Here is an 18,017-nt window from a genome sequence, read left to right as displayed (position 1 = left end):
CCGCCGCCAATTGGGCCTCCTTATAAGGGGGCGACTTTCGACCGTCAACGACTTCCCCGGCCCGGGAATGGCCCGGATTCGAGGGAAACCGGGCGGATTCGGTTGAATTTTACGGCTTTGCCCGGTATTGCCGCTTCGTCTGGCAAGGGGGGCTCATGTTCCGCGGTCTGTTTCGCCTCATTGGCCTGCTGCTGCTGGCGGGGGCTTTCATCTTCCTGGTTTATGACGGCGCGCGCTCGATCGCTGACCAGACCCTGCGTCTGACCCGCCTCGGCGACTTCTGGAATGACATCAATCAGGCGAGCCAGCGGGCCTTTCAGGCGAAGGTCGAGGACACCTCGATGTTCCTGTGGGACCATGTTGTGAAGGTCGTTCTGCATCAGCCGACCTGCGTGGTGCTGGGCGTCCTCGGCATCGCGCTTCTGGTGCTGTGCCGCCCGGCCAAGCCGCTGATCGGCTATGGGCGGGACTGAGCGGGCGTAACCTTTCGCGGTCGCCTGCGTAGTACCTATATCCTCGTCACAGCGCAGGAGACCGCCATGTTCTTTGCCCGCAAGCCGCTCACCGTTCCGACCGCCGCCGAGGCGCTGCCCGGACGGCCCGACCCGATCCCGACCGCACGGGCCCATTTCGTCAACGGGCATGCGTTGAAAGGGCCTTATCCCGCGGGCATGGAAACCGCCGTGTTCGGGCTTGGCTGCTTCTGGGGTGCGGAGCGCAAGTTCTGGCAACTCGGCGATGCCGTGTACGTCACTGCAGTTGGCTACGCCGGAGGTGTCACGCCCAACCCGACCTATGAGGAAGCCTGCAGCGGCCTGACCGGGCACACCGAAGCGGTGCTCGTGGTGTTCGATCCGGCCAAAATCTCCTACGAGACGCTTCTGAAGACGTTCTGGGAAAGCCACGATCCGACGCAGGGCATGCGGCAGGGCAATGACATCGGCACCCAGTATCGCTCGGCGATCTACACGACGAGCGAGGCGCAGATGAAGGCAGCCTTGGCCTCGAAGGCGGCCTACGAGAAGGCGCTTTCGGAGAAGGGCTATGCTGCGATCTCCACTGAGGTCGCGCCGCTGGAGCATTTCTATTTTGCCGAGGACTATCATCAGCAATACCTCGCCAAGAATCCGGGCGGCTATTGCGGCCTTGGCGGTACCGGCGTGTCCTGCCAGATTGGTATCGGCGTCAATGCTTGAATGAAAAGGCGCTTTCCCTGTCGGGGAAGCGCCGATCCCGCGCCACTTACCCTTTGTTAACCATAAGTGCTGCACACCGGAGCAAACCCCTTTCTTGAGAAAGGGCAAGCCCGGAGCGTTTGGTGCGGCCGTCTCGCGTGTCACTGATTGTCGTCACCCTGATTGCGCTCGCGATGTCGGGCTGCATGCGTGCCTCTGCGCCGCCTGCCGTTGCGCCGCGCGCCGATCTCGATGCGCTGATCTACAAGACCGCGTCCTGCACCGCCGAGCGCTGTGCACCCGTGGTGGTACCGGCGAACGCCGCGATCCCTGCGAATGTCGCCAATGCCTATGCCGCGACGGAAGGCCCATACCGGCTTGATGCTGGCGACAAGCTGCGCATCGTCGTCTTTGGTCAGGAAGGACTGACCAACACCTATGCGGTCGATGCCGGCGGCTCGATCACGATGCCATTGATCGGCGGCGTGCGTGCGAAGGGATTATCGCCGGCCGAACTCGCGGGCGTGATCACCGCGCGCCTCAAGCACGGCTATATCCGCGAGCCTTATGTGGCGGTGGAGATCGAGGCCTACCGGCCGTTCTTTATCCTCGGTGAAGTCACGGCACCGGGCCAGTATCCTTACGTGCCGAACATGACGGCGGAAAGCGCGGTGGCGATCGCAGGCGGTTTCACGCCGCGCGCGCAGCGGCAGGACGTCAAGCTGACACGGACCTATCCGGCGGGTCCTGTGACCACCACAGTGCCGCTCGCAACCACACTCAAGCCCGGCGATACCATTCTCGTCGGCGAGCGCTGGTTTTAGAACATCGGCGATCGACCAAGCCAGCTGCGGCTCCAGTCGCCCTTCCATCCGGTGAGGCGGCCATGGCGGAATTGCAGATAAAGCGGGTCCTTGCGAAACAGGAAGCCGTCGCCGTTGACCATGCGGATGACGGCGAAGGTCTCGTTGCCCGGCGATCCGCTCACATAAGTCAGCGGTGCGCCGAGTGCCGCCGCCGCGCTCTCAGCATCCATCCCGAAGGCAAGCGGCGTGGTGTTCGACAGCGTCGAGGTGAAGGGGGACCGCACGGTGTCCTGCGCCATCGCGGATGAGGACAATGCGGCGCCTGTCACGAGCGCGAGGCAAGCCCCAAATGTTGCGGATCTTAAGCTGAGGGCGACTTTCATCATGCTGCGATTGTTGCATTCCCGCGCCTGAAGGCAAGCGGAATTGCCAACGGTCAATTCACGATACGGCACCCTGCCGGAATTTCAGAACCTGTCCGGCTCCCTTGCGCGGAGAGCGGCGGTTCATTTCCGTGATTTCACGCCCAAGCTCGGCCTGGGTGAAAGGCTTCGGCAGTTTCGTCACGTTGTCGCCGGCGCCACGTTCGAGTTCGGCATAGCCGGTGGCAAGGATCACGGGAAGATCGGGCCACTGCGTCTTGATGTCGGTGATGAGCTGCAGGCCGGTCGTGTGCGGCATCGCCTGATCGGTGATGACGAGATCGACACCATCACGGGTTTGCAGGATGTCGAGTGCTTCCTTCGCCGACGAGGCGGCCAACCCGACATGGCCGAGGTCCTCCAGCATCGCGATGGTGTTGGTCAGCACCAGTATGTCGTCGTCGACCGCGAGTACGACCAGCGACTCCTGATCGGGAGTAGGCTGGACAATCTGCAAGGCGGGCGGTGTGACCGACAATTTCGGTTTGGCGACCGGCAGCCACAGTTCAGCGGTGGTGCCCTTGCCGGCTGCACTTTGGAGCACGAAGCGGCCGCCGCATTGTTCAGTCAGGCCATGCACCATCGACAGCCCGAGGCCGGTGCCCTTGCCGGGCCCCTTGGTGGTGAAGAACGGCTCGGCCGCGCGGCGCAATGTGTCGGCGTCCATGCCGGTGCCGCCGTCCTCGACGCTGAGACAGATGTATGACCCCGGTGCGAGGGCCAGTCGGTTTTGCTCGGACACGCTTTCCTCGCGCGCGGCGATCACGATCTGGCCGCCGTCCGGCATGGCGTCGCGCGCGTTCACGGCGAGATTGAGCAGCGCCATTTCGAGTTGATTGGCATCCGTCAGAGCCGGAGCAATCACCAGCGGAAATTGCGTCTGGATATCGATGGACGGGCCGAGCGATCGCTGTAGCAGTTCGGTCATGCCGCGGATCAGATTGGGAATGTCGACGGCAGTCTGCACGAGGTCCTGCCGGCGCGCGAAGGCGAGCATGCGCTGCGTCAGCGTCGAGCCGCGGCGGGCACCCTGCATCGCATTCTCGAGTAGGGTATGAAGTTTGGGATCGTCTGGCAGCCGCTTGCGCATCAATTCGAGGCTGCCCATGACGGCCATCAGCAGATTATTGAAATCGTGTGCGATGCCGCCGGTGAGCTGGCCGATGGCTTCCATTTTCTGCGAATGCAGCAGCGCCTCGCGGTGCTGATCGAGATTGAGCTGCGCGTTGCGCCGCTCGGTGAGATCGCGCGTGATCTTGGCGTAGCCGACCACGCTTCCATCCGGAGCGCGGATCGGATCGATGATGACGTAGGCCCAGAACTTCGTGCCATCCTTGCGGATGCGCCAGCCCTCGCTCTCGAACTTGCCCTCTTTCCGTGCTGTCTCCAGCGCCCGCTCGGGCAGGCCGTCGGCGCGATCGGATTCGGAATAGAAGCGGGAGAAATGGTGGCCGATGATTTCACTCGCCGTATATCCCTTGAAGCGCTCAGCGCCGGGATTCCAGCTTGTGATGATGCCGTTGGGGTCGAGCATATAGATGGCGTAGTCCGTCACTGCTTCGACCAGCAGGCGGTAGCGGCCATCGTCTGTCAGGGATGCGGCGTAACGGTCAGAAAATTCCATGACCCCTCAAAAAACGGGCTTTCCGTGAAGCCGCTCGTCCGCCTCACTAACATCGGCAAGCCCCGTTCGTTCCAGCCTTTTCCGGCGTCCCGGGGCCGCAAAACCGTTCGGATGGTTACCGGCGGGGCGTCAGCGGATTTGTCGGGTGCCTCTCTGGGGTATGCATCGGGCCGTTCCCTCGGCCGGTCTTCAAATGCCCGGAAGGAAGGCGGCCGGGCGGTGAGACCCGGCGAATCTGTCACGAAAATTCCGGAAACCGGCGAGCCGGCCATGTGCTTTGCCGGGTCACGAAAATATTTTTTCGATGGCGCAAGAGGGTAAATGCCGGGTTCCGACAGAAGGATATTCTCGCCGCGGTCCGGGACGCAGCACGGACATTTCGCTCGTTCATGCGCTTGCAAAAGAGCCTTCTTTTGCAGGCATAACTTCAATTTTCCGGATGCTGCGCATGGCTCGCATCGCGTTTGCATCGGCCCATATGAAGTTGCACAACGATGTTGTCCTTCGCCGAAATGGCGCGCAGGCGAGTGGTCCTGCAGCCGCGTTTTGAAGCGAAGGCGCCTCCGCGAACCATGGGTTCGCGCTGCATCGAGAGCAAGGTTGCAATGACAAAAGTATTCCCCGGCCCGGCGCTTTCCGAAGACCAGTGGCAGCAGATCAGCTCGCTGGCGACGACCTTGTCGCCGGAGCAGGCGACCTGGATCAGCGGCTATTTCTCCGGGGTCAGCGATTCCTTCCGCCTGAGGACCGGTTCCGCTACGGCTGTGGTGGAAAAGGTGCCGCCAGCCGCGACGCTCGCGCCCGCCGTCGCCAGCCGGACCTTGACCGTCCTTTACGCCAGCGAGACCGGCAACAGCGCCGCGCTCGCCAAGGCCTTCGCGCAGGACGCCAAGGCGCAGGGCATCAATGCCAGCGCGGCCAGCATGGCCGACTACAAGGTGCGCGGCCTGAAGGATGAGCAGGATCTCGTCGTGATCACCTCGACCCATGGCGAGGGCGACCCGCCACAGGCCGGTGTCGGTTTCTTCGAGTTCCTGGAAAGCCGCAAGGCGCCGAAGCTGCCGCAACTGCGGTTCGCGGTGCTTGCGCTTGGCGATTCCACCTATGAGAAATATTGCGAAGCCGGCAAGCGCATCGACCGCCGCCTTGAGGAACTGGGCGCGCAGCGTATCGCCGATCGCGTCGATTGCGATGTCGATTACGAGGAGCCTTCCGCCGCTTGGCATGCCGACGTGCTGCATCGCCTGGCGCCTGTCGCGCAGGCCTCCGCCGCAACGCCGGTGGCCGCCTCGTCTGCCGCCGCTCCCGCGCAAGTGGCATCGTTCGACAAGAAGAATCCATTTGCGGCGAGCGTGATCGACAACATCGTGCTCACGGGCCGTGGTTCCAGCAAGGAAACGCGGCATATCGAGTTGTCGCTGGCGGATTCCGGGCTGAACTATCAGCCGGGTGATGCGCTCGGCGTCGTGCCGCGCAACAATCCGGCGCTGGTCGCATCTCTGATCGAGAAGCTGAAATTGCAGGCCGACGCCCCTGTGACGGTGAAGCAGCAGACCTTGCCACTCCACGAAGCGCTCGGCAGCGCTTTTGAAATTACTGCCGCGACGCCGCGCTTCCTTGACCATTGGGCGTCCATTACCGGCTCTTCGGAGCTGGAACAGTTGCGCAGCCCCGAAGAAGGTGCGGCGCGCACCGCGTTCCTGCACAACCACCATGTCCTGGACATCGTGAACCGCTTCCCGGCGACGGGAATCGAGCCTACCAAGCTGCTCGCCGGTCTGCGACCGTTGCAGCCGCGGCTTTATTCGATCGCCTCCAGCCTCGCGGCTGCGCCGGATGAGGTCCACCTCACGGTCAGCACCGTGCGCTACAATCTGCACGACGTGCCGCGCGCAGGCGTCGCCTCCGGCTATCTCGCCTCTCTGACGGACGAGGACGCCACGCTGCCGATCTATATCCAGCCGAGCGCGCACTTCCATCTCCCCGCCAATGACGTGCCGATCATCATGATCGGTGCAGGCACGGGGGTCGCGCCTTATCGCGCCTTCATGCAGCAGCGCGAGGCCGAAGCGGCTTCGGGCCGCTCCTGGCTGTTCTTTGGGGAACGTAATTTCCGCAGCGATTTTCTCTATCAGGTCGAATGGCAGGCGCTGCTCAAGAGCGGCGCGCTGAGCCGGATGGACGTCGCCTTCTCGCGCGATGGCGCGAACAAGGTCTATGTGCAGGATCGGCTGCGCGAACAGGGCCGCGATATTTACGCCTGGCTCGAGGAAGGGGCGCAGGTCTATGTCTGCGGCGATGCCGCCCATATGGCCCCCGACGTGCATGCGGCGCTCGCCAGTGTGGTCGAGACGCATGGCGGATTGAGCCATGAGGCGGCGAACGAATATTTGACCGAGTTGCAGCGCGATCGCCGCTACCTGCTCGACGTTTACTGAAGGCGCGCGTGATGGATGTAAAAGTTGAAGTTGATCGCAGCCGCGATCGGTCGCAGCCGCTCGACAAGCTCGGCCCCGACGAGACGCTGAAGGCCAACAGCGACCAGCTGCGTGGCACCATCGCCAAGAGTCTCGCGGACCCGATCACACTGTCGGTCGATCCGAGCGACAACAAGCTGATGAAGTTTCACGGCATCTACCAGCAGGATGACCGTGACATCCGCGATGAGCGCCGCCGCCAGAAACTCGAGCCCGCGTTTTCCTTCATGGCGCGCGTGCGTCTGCCGGGTGGCGTCTGCAGCCCGAGCCAGTGGCTCAAGCTCGACGAACTCGGCCGCGCCTATGGCGGCGACACGGTGCGCCTGACCACGCGTCAGACCTTCCAGTTGCATCATGTGCTCAAGCACAATCTGCGCCCGGCCTTGCAGGGGCTGCGTGAGGTGTTGCTCGACACCAAGGCCGCCTGCGGCGACGACACCCGCGGCGTGATGGCTACTGTGAACCCGCTCGTCTCGAAGGCGCATGCCGAAGTCTATGCGCTCGCCAAGCAGGCGAGCGAACATGCGTTGCATCGCACCGGCGCCTATCGTGAAATCTGGTACGAGGAGGAGCGCGATCCCTCCACCGTCAAGAAGGTGCCGGATGGCAGTGAGGAGCCGTTCTACGGGCGCACCTACATGCCCCGCAAGTTCAAGATCGGCTTTGCGATCCCGCCGAGCAACGACATTGATGTTTACTCGCAGGATCTGGGGCTCATCGCCATCGTCGAGCGCGGCAAGCTCAAGGGCTTCAACGTCGCCATTGGCGGCGGCCTTGGCCGCACCGATCAGGCGCCGAAGACCTATCCACGACTTGCGAGCGTTATCGGCTACATCGATGCCGCAAAGCTGTTTCCGACCATCGATGCGGTGATGTCGGTGCAGCGCGACTATGGCGATCGGGTCGATCGTCTGCACGCGCGCTTCAAATACACCATCGACGACAAGGGCCTCGACTGGATCAAGGCCGAGATCGAGCGCCGGGCAGGGTTCGATCTGGACCCGGCAAAGCCCTACGCCTTCACCTCGAACGGCGATCCGCTCGGCTGGATCAAGGGCGAGAACGGCCGTCTGCACTGCACGCTGTTCATTCAAAACGGCCGTGTCATCAACCAGCCCGGCCGCCCGCTGATGGATGGCCTGCGCGAGGTTGCCCGCATCCACAAGGGGCATTTCCGCCTCACGCCGAACCAGAATCTCATCATCGCCGACATCGCGCCGGAGGACAGACCGGCGATCGAGGCGGTGATGAAGCAGTACGGGCTCGATGAATTCGAAACCCGCAGCGGCCTGCGGCTGAATTCGATGGCGTGTGTGGCGTTGCCGACCTGCGGTCTCGCAATGGCCGAGAGCGAACGCTATCTGCCCGACCTTATTACCAAGATCGAAACCCTGCTGGGTGCGCACGGTCTCAAGGATGAGCCGATCACCATCCGCATGACGGGCTGCCCGAATGGCTGCGCGCGGCCCTATGTTGCGGAGATCGCGCTGACCGGCCGCGCGCCGGGCAAATACAATCTTTATCTCGGCGGCGGCTTCCACGGCCAGCGCCTGAACAAGATGTATCTGGAGAATGTCGGCGAGCCGGCAATTCTGGAAGCCCTCGACAAGGTGCTCGGACACTTCGCGCGTGAGCGCAAGGAAGGCGAGCATTTCGGGGACTTCGCCATCCGCGCGGGTTATGTCGCGGAGGTGAAGGAAGGGCGCTACTTCAACGACTGATGCGCGTGCGGCAAATGTCGTCTAGGCGAGGGTTGCCGCGCTCAAGAGGGGCGCGTCATTGTCCTTGTCTGACACGACAGGGTTCATTTTGAGGGGCCAGTCGATCGCAAGGGTCGGATCGTTCCAGCGGATCGCGCGCTCGTGTTCGGCGGACCAGTAATCCGTCGTTTTGTACAGCACTTCGGCGGTTTCGCTCAGAACCTGAAAGCCGTGGGCGAACCCTTCCGGAATCCAGAGTTGCTTCTTGTTGTCCGCGCTGAGGATGATTCCGGTCCATTGCCCGAACTGGGGCGAGTTGCGCCGGATATCGACGGCGACGTCGTAAATCTCTCCCGCAAGTACCCGCACGAGCTTGCCCTGAGCCTTCGGGGCGATCTGATGATGCAGGCCGCGCACGACACCTTTTTTCGAGAATGACTGATTGTCCTGAACGAACGGGACATCCGCGACAAACTCGCGAAAGCGCTGATAATTGAAGCTCTCGAAGAAATAGCCACGCGTGTCGTGAAAAACCTGCGGTTCGATCACCATGACGCCGTCCAACGCGGTCGCCGTCACTTTCATGATGCGGTCTCCTCGCGCAGCAGATCTTTCAGGTACTTGCCATAACCGGTCTTGCCGAGCGCCGTGGCGAGCGTATCGAGTTGCGCCGCATCGATCCATTTCTGGTTGAACGCGATTTCTTCGGGGCAGGCGACCTTCACACCCTGGCGGTGCTCGAGTGTCGCGACGAACTGGCTTGCCTCCAAAAGAGATTCATGTGTGCCGGTATCGAACCATGCAAACCCGCGGCCCAGAATCTCGACGTTCAAAAGGCCTGCATCGAGATAGCGCCGGTTGACGTCGGTGATTTCCAGTTCGCCGCGCGTAGAGGGCTTGATCGCTCGCGCATGGGCGATCGCATCGTTGTCGTAGAAATAAAGGCCCGTGACAGCGTAAGAGGATTTCGGCTTTTGCGGTTTTTCCTCGATTGACAGCGCACGATGGCTTTTGTCGAACTCAACTACGCCGTAGCGTTCCGGATCGTGGACGCGATACGCGAAAACGGTCGCTCCGCTTTTGCGGTTGGAGGCCGAGTCCAGCAGGTCCGGCAATCCATGCCCATAGTAGATGTTGTCGCCGAGGACGAGCGTGACATCGTCCTGGCCGACGAAAGGAGCGGCAATCGTCAGCGCCTGAGCCAACCCTTCCGGTCGCTCCTGAACGGCATATTCAAGCCGCATACCCCATTTTGAGCCGTCGCCCAGAAGCTGCACGAAGCGCGGCGTGTCCTGGGGGGTGGAAATGATCAGGATTTCACGGATGCCCGCCAGCATCAGCACGGTCAGCGGGTAATAGATCATGGGCTTGTCGAAGACCGGCAGGAGCTGTTTGCTGACGGCGATCGTTGCCGGGTGCAGGCGAGTGCCCGAGCCGCCGGCCAGAACGATACCCTTTCTCTTGCGGTCAAAAGCCATATCAAGCCTGTCTGTTCACGTCATGTAATTGGGCAATAAATCCCCGCAGCGGAGTCTGCCATTGGGGAAGGTCGGAGCCAAGCAGATGGCGCAGTTTTGTCGTATCGAGTAGGGAATTCTTGGGGCGCGCGGCGGGCGTCGGATAGTCTTTCGTTGAAATAGGGATAATCTTGTCTTCGGAGAGTTTGAGCGGCCAGCCTTGCCGTTTTGCCTCGCGTACGAGCTCGACGGCATAGTGATGCCAGGATGTGCGTCCCGAAGGAGCAAGGTTGAAAACCCCGCGAGCGAGCGCAGCATCTCCGCGATTGGGTGAAGCGAGATAGCGCGTGATGATTTCAGCCGTGGTGTCCGCAATCAGGTCAGCCGATGTTGGGGCGCCGAACTGGTCGGCGACGATCCGCAATTCGTCTCGCTCGGAAGCGAGCTTTAAAATCGTCCTTGCGAAATTTTGGCCTGCGGCCCCATAGACCCAGCTTACGCGCAGAATAGAGTGATCCGGGAGGGTCGATGCAATGGTGTCATCGCCGGCGAGTTTCGAACGGCCATAGACGCTGAGCGGAGAAGGCGGATCGTTTTCGGCATAGGCCGTCGCTTTGGTGCCGTCGAAAACATAGTCCGTTGAATAATGGATGAGCCATGCGCCCAAGGCTTTGGCTTCCTCGGCGAGAATAGCGGGAGCTTCGGCGTTGATCCTGTAGCAAAGGTCTGCATCCGTCTCGGCTTTGTCGACAGCGGTGTAGGCTGCGGCATTGACGATCAGATCGGGACGAGTTGCCTGAATGACATTCCGCAATTGTCCTGCGTCGCCGAGATCACAGGTCGTGCGGTTATGCGCAGAAACGTCTCCGAGCTTTGCCAACCGGGGTTGCAGAGATGTGCCGACCTGACCGTCTTTGCCCAGCAGCAAAATGCGCAAAGCCGTCACCGTGCCGAATAATTCTTCTGGATCCAGTCGCGATATGCGCCGGAGATCACGCGGTCGGTCCATGTCGAGTTGGCAAGATACCAGCGGACGGTTTTGAGCAGGCCGGATTCGAAGGTTTCCTTCGGTGTCCAGCCGAGTTCATTTTTGATCCTCGTGGCATCGATGGCATAGCGACGATCGTGTCCGGGCCTGTCCTTTACGAATGCGATCTGAGTCTTATAGGGCTGTCCATCGGAGCGGGGATGCTCGGCATCCAGGATGCCGCAAAGCGTATGAACCACATCGATGTTGGCTTTTTCGCTGTTGCCGCCGATGTTGTAAGTCTCGCCGAGTTGGCCTGCGGCGAGGACGCACCTGATGGCTTCGCAGTGATCCTCGACATGGAGCCAATCCCGGATCTGAAGTCCGTCGCCATAGACAGGCAGCGGCTTGCCGGTGATGGCATTATGGATCATCAGCGGGATTAGTTTTTCGGGAAACTGATACGGGCCATAATTGTTCGAGCAGTTTGTCGTGATAACCGGAAGCCCGTAGGTGTGATACCAGGCGCGGACGAGATGATCCGACGCGGCTTTCGATGCAGCATAAGGGCTGTTCGGCAGATAAGCATTGGTTTCGGAGAAGGCCGGATCGTCCGCGGACAGAGTGCCGTAGACCTCGTCTGTCGAGACATGGAGGAAGCGGAACGCATCCTGCTCCGCCTTGTCCAGGTGCAGCCAATATTCCCTCGCGCACTCTAACAGGTGAAACGTGCCGACCACATTGGTCGCGATGAAATCGCCCGGGCCATGTATGGAGCGGTCGACATGGGACTCCGCCGCGAAATTGACGATGGCACGCGGGCGCACGCGCGCGAGCAGCTTCTTAAGTAGCGCGATATCACCAATGTCGCCGTGAACGAATTCAAGTCGCTGATTGGTGAGATCGCTGAAGTTCTCGAGATTGCCTGCATAAGTCAGCTTGTCGAGATTAACGATTGGCGCGGTCTCGCGCGCCAGCCAGACCCGAATGAAATTCGAGCCGATAAATCCCGCACCACCGGTGACGAGGATGGGAGGAGAAGATGGCGCGGTCATTCGACACAATTTCTAGTGAAATCAATGAGATAGCAGCATGGTCCACTGGGGAGCCTGTTACTGAAGGCGAGGTTTATACAGGATATGAGATGTTTGGACACGCTGAAACCAGCGGCAAAATCTCATTATCGGTCCGCCGCTAAGCTAATCTGGTGTGCGGTCTCGGCGGGTAGTTGTCTGCGTTGGCATCATCGATAGTCACTTTAGATTCGGTGATGTTGATAAAGATGCGTAAGCAGGATTGATCGATGCCACATCCTGAAGTGTCGGTGTGTTTTTGAAATAGCCGCGGGCGCTCTAAGGGTGCGGTACAATCCGTAATTTCTATCTGTTTACTTGTAGGACGATAATGGGCCTTTTCAGGTTAATTTGCAGGATCGGGGCCCGTCTTCGAGGAACCAGAAGTACATTCACGTACGATGGGTCTGCCCAACGATTTGATCTCGATCCTCCGCGAGGAGGATGGCGCGGTTGGGTGGATATTCAGGTCGTCGACAGTGTGCGGGCGCATGGAGAAGGGCGTCGCTATTTCCTCATGCAGCAGTCCGGTGAGATGCCGGAGCTGAAGGTCCAAATCGCTCCCGGAAAATCTGGAACGATCCGCGAAGTCTTGCGGATGTCCAGCCAGATAAACGGCGTTGTCCTGATCGTGCGGGATGAGCAGGGGGCATCTGGCAGATCGGATCTCAGTGTGAGGGTCCGTCGATTGCCCCGACTTGAAGCATTATGGCGCGTGGCATTTCGACATCGCGAACGGCTCTCGAAAAGCGGAATATCTGGGGTCTTTTCGCTTATCGCTCGATTATTGAGGATGAACGAAAGCTTCGTGCGGCGATTGATGTATTGTGAGTGGATCGATCGTTATGACACGCTGTACGCTGGCGAAGAGGAGCGCATCTCTCAATTTGTCTCCAAACTGAAAATCAAACCCAAATTCTCCATCGTTGTTCCTGTCTATAACACTCCGCAGCATGTTCTCGCGGAAATGGTCTCATCGGTCAAAAGCCAGATTTATAAGAACTGGGAATTATGTCTTGTGGATGATGCCTCGCCAGAGCCGCACGTCCGAGGCTTCCTGGAAAGCTTGTCTGACGACGAAGGCCGAATCAAATTTGTGTTGCGAGAAAAGAATGGCGGCATTAGCGCAGCCACTAATTCGGCGCTTGAGCTCGTGGACGGGGACTATATTGCCCTCCTCGATCACGATGATGTTCTTCCGGCGCACGCGCTTGCGACAGTGGCCACTTATATCAATCGCCATCCAGACTCAGACATTTTTTATTCTGATGAAGACAAGCTCGACAAAAAGGGGAGGCGCTACGATCATTTCTTCAAGCCGGACTGGAATCCCGAGAGATTATACGGCCAGAATTACTTAAACCACCTCACGGTCATTCGCGCCTCGATGATGCGCAGTTTGGGTGGCTTTCGGTCTGGCGTGGAGGGCAGCCAGGATTATGATCTTGTGCTGCGCGCAATCGCGTCGACGAAAGCTCCGATTATACATGTGCCGCATATTCTGTATCACTGGCGAATCTATGGAGATGCCGGAACATTTTCATCGACGCAGCGCGAACGGGCTACGGATTCAGCGCGTAAGGCAATCGCCGAACATTTCCATGCCGCAGGCCAGACAGTTGTTGTTACAGCGGCGATCGATGGGTTTCATCGTGTCGTCCGAAGCGATCCTGATCGTTGGCCGAAAGTGAGCGTGATTATTCCGACTCGTGATCGCGCGGATCTTTTAAAGGCGTGCCTCAATGGGCTTCGCCGCACCGACTATCCCGATATTGAAATCATTCTGGCGGATAATGGAAGCATTGAAACGGAAACCGCAATATTCTTCGAAGAGGCAAGGCGCTCCGGTGCTGTCGTGGTCGATTGTTCCGGGCCCTTCAATTACTCCCGCATTAATAATCAGGCGGCAAAGGTAGCGAAAGGCGATATATTGCTGCTTCTCAACAACGACACTGAAATCATCGACCCTGCTTGGTTGAAGGAGATGGTGCGTTATCTGCTGCAGCCTGATGTGGCCGCAGTCGGCGCCAAGCTGCTGTATCCCGACAGAACCATTCAGCATGCAGGCGTTGTTCTAGGGATCGGAGGGGTTGCCGGTCATCTTTATATATCGGAGCCGGAAAAGGCTTCAGGATACTATGGGGCGCTCGGGATCGCGCGGGATGTTTCGTGCGTAACTGCTGCCTGTATGGCGATCAGAAAATCCGTATTCGACGAGATCGGGGGATTCAATGAGGCGGATTTGCAAGTGGCGTATAATGATGTCGATTTATGTATTCGGATTCGGCAGGCTGGATACCGGATCATCTTTACGCCATTTGCAGTCTTGACGCATCATGAGTCCAAGAGTCGAGGCGCGGACACCGCAGGAAAAAATCTCAAGCGGCTTCAAGGTGAGATGAAATATATACAGGAGCGGTGGGGGGGTATTCTTTGCTGCGATCCGTTCCATCATCCCAGCCTTTCTCTGGAGCACTCGGGGGTTGAGTTGGCCTTTCCTCCGCGTGTTGTCTTTCCATGGCGAAGCGTAAATACTGAAGTCTCGCCTCAGGCATGACTCTTAACAGGACATTATCTGGATTTATTCGAGAAATCTTAAGTGGAGATTGATGGTTTCGTATGAGCGCATTGACTAAATATCTCCGGCAAAAGGGTTCTTCTCCAGCAGGCCGACGAGGTTCAGGCCAACGCGTGCTGTCTATCGTCTTTTCGGATCGACGGCTTATCCGATCACGAAGAAAGAGCTTATTGCCTGTATTGATACGCGCCATACAGTGCTTGAAATAGGCCCGTTTACTAATCCGCTGGTGCGCGGGGAAAATGTTCGCTACTTCGATGTTTTGGATAAAGAGAAGCTAATAATTCGAGCGGCTAAGCACAATTACAATGCGGATTCTCCCGTCGATATCCATTATGTTTCAAGCCACGGAGATCTTGGTATTGTCGATTTCACTTTTGATTTTGTTGTCAGTAGTCATTGTATAGAACATCAGCCCGATCTTGTCCGTCATTTACAGGCGGTCGAGCGCTTACTGAATACAGACGGTCGCTATTTGCTGATTATCCCGGACAAACGATACTGTTTCGATCATTTCATGCCGCTATCGACCATAGGTAGCGTCATGACCGCATATGTAGAGAAGCGATTACTGCACACGCTGGCGTCTCATAAGCTGCATGCAACGTTATCCACGCACAACGATCCCCGCCGTCACTGGTCTGGCGATCATGGCGCTCCAGCCGGGAATGAAAATTTCAGTCTAGATGACGAGCGGAAATTGATCTTGGGTCTTGAGCAGGGTTGCTATTCTGACGTTCATGCTTGGTACTTTACGCCATCAAGTTTCACGGCCATTATGAATTCGCTTGTTGAACTGAAAATGTCCAACTTGGAGGTTCTATCGGTACATACCACGGCCAGAAACAATCTGGAATTCGCTGCTGTTTTGCAAAAGAAATAACTTCACCAAGGCCCGAGCATGGAATGTCTAGCTCGATACAGGAGAGTCGGCCAGCGATGCAGAGATGCGGTTAGGAAGAGTTCTTTTGAGATCGATACCGGCTCTAGGTATCCGTAGCCTTGGGGACCCTTTTAAGACAAGCCTCTTCACAAGTCAGCAGGATCGTCAAGAATGCGAGTCCGATTCCTAATGACAAAAAGACGTATGAATATTTTAGAGTGTCGGAAGTTAGGTTTTGAAACGCTGTTCTTGTACGCCCGGCAAGAAAGGCTCGCTTGTCGAATTCGGAGCGGTCTTGATTGGATCGAAAGCCTTCCGGCAGGAACAATCTAATCGTCGGATCCGACAATAACATTTCGAGGCGATCTGACTGCGGATATGGGATCGTTTGCCATGGCTTACCTCGCAGGGCGGTTTGATCGCCTGCTAGATATTTTTTTACGTTGAGTTCTTGCTGTACGCTGTATTCGTGGTGGAGGCTTGCATCCGGAAGAATTACCTTAGAAGTCTTCCACATCAGTTGTGCAGTCGTCAAAGTCAGCCATACTGCGGCTACTGTAATTATTACGCGACGCGCGATGAATTCCGTGCGCAGGGCAAACAACAAGATGCCAAGATTCAGAGGCAATCCGATAATCGCTAAGTCGAGATATCTGGATGAGGTACTAGCTGCAGCGCGGCCATAGGCGATGGACGTTGCTTGTGCGAGCAGCCACAAAATCAAGCCCATAATGGCCCAGTGGGGGGAGTTGAGTTCAATGCGGCCCCGCAAAATGTACAATCCATAAATGGCCATTGGCAACGCAAGGATCACTCCAGCATTCCCAAAAGGAAACGCAAGAAAACGGAAATACGCGCCGAGAAACTGACGCAGGCTGTGTGCGCCGAGCTGATCATGCCCTTGTATGTGAGGCACAAAGCAGATCATTGTGAATGCAAGGATCAAAAGTATTGCCGCAGCAACCATTTCCTTTGCTCCGCGTCGCAACCGAAGAAAGATTTGGCACGCGACAACCAGAAAGATGGATGCGACAGTAAGTGCACCGGATGCCAGCGAGAAGTACGCAAGAACCGACCACAAGGTACCAAGCCACCATAGCGGGCCGAAAGCTTTCGCCCGGACAAGAGCTGCAATCGCAAGGAATGAGAATATTTCTATGAAATAGAACTGGCTTTGGAAGCCGCTCAGTGAATTCTCAAAGCCAATAGGCAAGGCAAAAACTAACGCAGTGAAAAAGAGAAAAATACCTCGTTGAGAGATATCAATAATCTTGAGAATGAGAGTGGAGAGAATGCAAATTGATAGTGCGTGCAGAAATGCATTTATGATCATTTGAAAAAGTGGATTCCATCCTCCGTTCAATTCAAGAAGAAGTAACGACAAGATACGTGTTAGAAAAATGCGATGCTCGTTGTGAGGCGAAAATAGGGAGACTATCGACAGGTCGGAGTTCAGGTAAGGTTTATATAAGTTGCTTGCTTCCGCATCCCATTGGTCCCAGTAGGGAACCATCAAGCCATAATTTTTAATGAGCAGGAATTTTGCGCCGATCACAATGAGAATCAAAGACGCTAGTAAAATACAACTAAGAGTCTTTGAACCTTGAGAAGGTGGAAGGTCGAGCTTGCGATTATTGCTGGGATGGCCAAGTTTAGTCATGCGTTCCCGCCGAGCGATTTCCGAAATGTAAAGTGCTTATGTCCCAGATAGCTTGTTATCACAGGACTCAGGACGCCGATGGTGTGGGCAACGAGTTCGGCGCGCCATGTGAATCCGATGAACGGAAACGCAAGAGTCGCAAGGCCGACGCTGATGATCCAGATTTGCACAAGTGCAACTAAGTTGACGATGACGAAGCGGGCAATCTGGCCCTCAATCCGACTTTCGTTACCGTCAAATACAAAATGGCGCGACAGGACGAATGCTATTGTCATGCCAATAAAGTAGGCCAATACGATCGCGTATTCGAAATTGGTAAATTGAGAAAAAAGGATACGGCTGACTATGTTAGCTGCCGCAGCGATTGCCCCAACAAGTATGAAGCGTATGAATTGATGTTTCACAGCGTCACCGGGGTAGCAGTTGAGGTGGTCATTTTTCTGCAACGACAAAGAATTGCTTGCCGAATATCTTCCAGGCAAGTGGAATCCGAAGATATAAATGAATAATCCAATCTGTCGTCGGTGCTGTATTATTCATCGTGTATGGCAGAAAGCGGTCAAGCACCGTTCTCGGCGTATAGCCTGCCAACACTAGGCCTTCGACAAGCGACAGGTGGGATAGTGGCAAATAATGATCGTAATAATCCCAATACTCGCGATACGCGTGGCGGATATTGGGGCCAAGGATCATGAACTGGCCGCCCGGTTTTAAAACGCGCCGGACCTCCTTCAGAACGGCATCACACGCGGCTTTGTCGGGAAGATGTTCGAGGAAATTCGAGGTGAAAACACGGTCCAGGCTGTCATCCGCGAAATGAGACAGATCGTAAGCAGGGGTGAGGCGAAAGCCTATATCCGACCCAAGGTATTTAGGCGCATCGGGGTTGAGGTCTACGGCGTACTTCTTCGAAGCTCCGATGTTATTGATGAACTCGCCATAGCCGCATGCAAGATCGAGGATTGCAGAAGATCGCGGGACGTAGCTTTGGAAGAACTGGCTGCACAGCACGTTCCATACACGCTTTCTCTTTTCGAGTCCTGTGTTGGAAAAGCGTGCCTTGTAAATGCTGGAAAGGTCGTTCATGGAATAGTCTATTGATCTCGGTTGCGGGTGCCGTCGATAGGCTAGGTTGTCATCGCTATAGCGTGCGCAAATGGCTTTGTACGCTGGAGGATTCCGAGAGATTAGCATC

General features: G+C 57.3%; 16 protein-coding genes. 7 read left to right on the top strand and 9 right to left on the bottom strand.

Translation table 11 applies throughout. The annotated features are described in order from the left end of the window. Nucleotides 1–155: 155 nt before the first annotated feature. From AC1RNA_RS03065 to AC1RNA_RS03055, 3 genes are all read left to right on the top strand, one after another. Entirely contained in the window at nucleotides 156–473 is a 318-nt protein-coding gene (locus AC1RNA_RS03065; RefSeq protein ID WP_009338837.1) for a hypothetical protein, read from the top strand. 66 nt (nucleotides 474–539) lie between these two features. Continuing rightward, nucleotides 540–1,196 (top strand): peptide-methionine (S)-S-oxide reductase MsrA, encoded by a 657-nt coding sequence (msrA, locus tag AC1RNA_RS03060; protein WP_492950201.1) that lies wholly within the window; start codon nucleotides 540–542, stop codon nucleotides 1,194–1,196. A 122-nt stretch (nucleotides 1,197–1,318) separates the two neighbouring features. Then, the gene (locus tag AC1RNA_RS03055) at nucleotides 1,319–1,999 is read left to right on the top strand and encodes a polysaccharide biosynthesis/export family protein (RefSeq protein ID WP_009338841.1); all 681 of its coding nucleotides are present in this window, start codon (nucleotides 1,319–1,321) and stop codon (nucleotides 1,997–1,999) included. Here the strand turns inward: AC1RNA_RS03055 and AC1RNA_RS03050 are convergent. After that, nucleotides 1,996–2,367, bottom strand: a complete 372-nt coding sequence (locus AC1RNA_RS03050; RefSeq protein WP_492950200.1) for a hypothetical protein — start codon at nucleotides 2,365–2,367, stop codon at nucleotides 1,996–1,998. The two genes, AC1RNA_RS03055 and AC1RNA_RS03050, sit on opposite strands and share 4 nt — an antisense overlap. A gap of 55 nt (nucleotides 2,368–2,422) precedes the next feature. Beyond that, on the bottom strand, nucleotides 2,423–4,027 hold the full coding sequence (locus tag AC1RNA_RS03045; RefSeq protein WP_492950199.1) for a PAS domain-containing sensor histidine kinase: 1,605 nt from the start codon (nucleotides 4,025–4,027) through the stop codon (nucleotides 2,423–2,425). A gap of 605 nt (nucleotides 4,028–4,632) precedes the next feature. On the opposite strand from AC1RNA_RS03045, the gene AC1RNA_RS03040 reads away from it, so the two are divergent. Together AC1RNA_RS03040 and AC1RNA_RS03035 are read left to right on the top strand one after the other, a co-directional pair. Further along, nucleotides 4,633–6,465 carry an assimilatory sulfite reductase (NADPH) flavoprotein subunit gene (locus AC1RNA_RS03040; RefSeq protein ID WP_492950198.1) on the top strand — a complete coding sequence of 611 codons (1,833 nt, stop codon included), beginning with the start codon at nucleotides 4,633–4,635 and terminating at the stop codon, nucleotides 6,463–6,465. 11 nt (nucleotides 6,466–6,476) lie between these two features. Continuing rightward, entirely contained in the window at nucleotides 6,477–8,225 is a 1,749-nt protein-coding gene (locus AC1RNA_RS03035; protein WP_492950197.1) for an NADPH-dependent assimilatory sulfite reductase hemoprotein subunit, read from the top strand. 21 nt (nucleotides 8,226–8,246) lie between these two features. Here the strand turns inward: AC1RNA_RS03035 and rfbC are convergent, their stop codons facing one another. From rfbC to rfbB, 4 genes are read right to left on the bottom strand one after another with little or no spacing between them, the layout of a single operon-like run. Further along, the gene (gene rfbC / locus AC1RNA_RS03030) at nucleotides 8,247–8,789 is read right to left on the bottom strand and encodes a dTDP-4-dehydrorhamnose 3,5-epimerase (protein ID WP_492950196.1); all 543 of its coding nucleotides are present in this window, start codon (nucleotides 8,787–8,789) and stop codon (nucleotides 8,247–8,249) included. Continuing rightward, nucleotides 8,786–9,682 (bottom strand): glucose-1-phosphate thymidylyltransferase RfbA, encoded by an 897-nt coding sequence (rfbA, locus tag AC1RNA_RS03025; RefSeq protein WP_492950195.1) that lies wholly within the window; start codon nucleotides 9,680–9,682, stop codon nucleotides 8,786–8,788. The genes rfbC and rfbA overlap by 4 nt, the downstream gene beginning before the upstream one ends. Before the next feature lies 1 nt (nucleotide 9,683). After that, on the bottom strand, nucleotides 9,684–10,670 hold the full coding sequence (gene rfbD / locus AC1RNA_RS03020) for a dTDP-4-dehydrorhamnose reductase (RefSeq protein ID WP_492950194.1): 987 nt from the start codon (nucleotides 10,668–10,670) through the stop codon (nucleotides 9,684–9,686). Continuing rightward, nucleotides 10,604–11,683 carry a dTDP-glucose 4,6-dehydratase gene (rfbB, locus tag AC1RNA_RS03015; protein ID WP_492950193.1) on the bottom strand — a complete coding sequence of 360 codons (1,080 nt, stop codon included), beginning with the start codon at nucleotides 11,681–11,683 and terminating at the stop codon, nucleotides 10,604–10,606. Before rfbB ends, rfbD begins: the two co-directional genes overlap by 67 nt. 475 nt (nucleotides 11,684–12,158) lie before the next feature. On the opposite strand from rfbB, the gene AC1RNA_RS03010 reads away from it, so the two are divergent. Both AC1RNA_RS03010 and AC1RNA_RS03005 read left to right on the top strand, forming a co-directional pair. Then, nucleotides 12,159–14,258, top strand: coding sequence for a glycosyltransferase family 2 protein (locus AC1RNA_RS03010; protein ID WP_492950192.1), 2,100 nt, complete (start codon nucleotides 12,159–12,161; stop codon nucleotides 14,256–14,258). Between the two features lie 217 nt (nucleotides 14,259–14,475). Further along, nucleotides 14,476–15,162: a methyltransferase domain-containing protein gene (locus tag AC1RNA_RS03005; RefSeq protein WP_492950191.1), complete on the top strand. Its 687-nt coding sequence runs from the start codon at nucleotides 14,476–14,478 to the stop codon at nucleotides 15,160–15,162. A 103-nt stretch (nucleotides 15,163–15,265) separates the two neighbouring features. Here AC1RNA_RS03005 and AC1RNA_RS03000 read toward each other — a convergent pair whose 3' ends face one another. The 3 genes from AC1RNA_RS03000 to AC1RNA_RS02990 are packed head-to-tail and all read right to left on the bottom strand — an operon-like array spanning nucleotide 15,266 to nucleotide 17,908. Next, a complete protein-coding gene (locus AC1RNA_RS03000) occupies nucleotides 15,266–16,822 on the bottom strand; it encodes a hypothetical protein (protein ID WP_492950190.1) in 1,557 nt (518 codons plus the stop codon). Continuing rightward, nucleotides 16,819–17,226 (bottom strand): GtrA family protein, encoded by a 408-nt coding sequence (locus AC1RNA_RS02995; RefSeq protein WP_492950189.1) that lies wholly within the window; start codon nucleotides 17,224–17,226, stop codon nucleotides 16,819–16,821. Before AC1RNA_RS02995 ends, AC1RNA_RS03000 begins: the two co-directional genes overlap by 4 nt. Before the next feature lie 28 nt (nucleotides 17,227–17,254). Continuing rightward, complete coding sequence (locus AC1RNA_RS02990) at nucleotides 17,255–17,908, bottom strand: class I SAM-dependent methyltransferase (protein ID WP_492950188.1); 654 nt, start codon at nucleotides 17,906–17,908, stop codon at nucleotides 17,255–17,257. Between the last annotated feature and the right edge of the window lie 109 nt (nucleotides 17,909–18,017).

Source organism: Afipia sp. GW821-FHT14H12 (genome assembly GCF_058803465.1).
The sequence above is the reverse complement of the archived record's forward strand: the minus strand, read 5'-3'. Positions and strand labels throughout refer to the sequence as shown.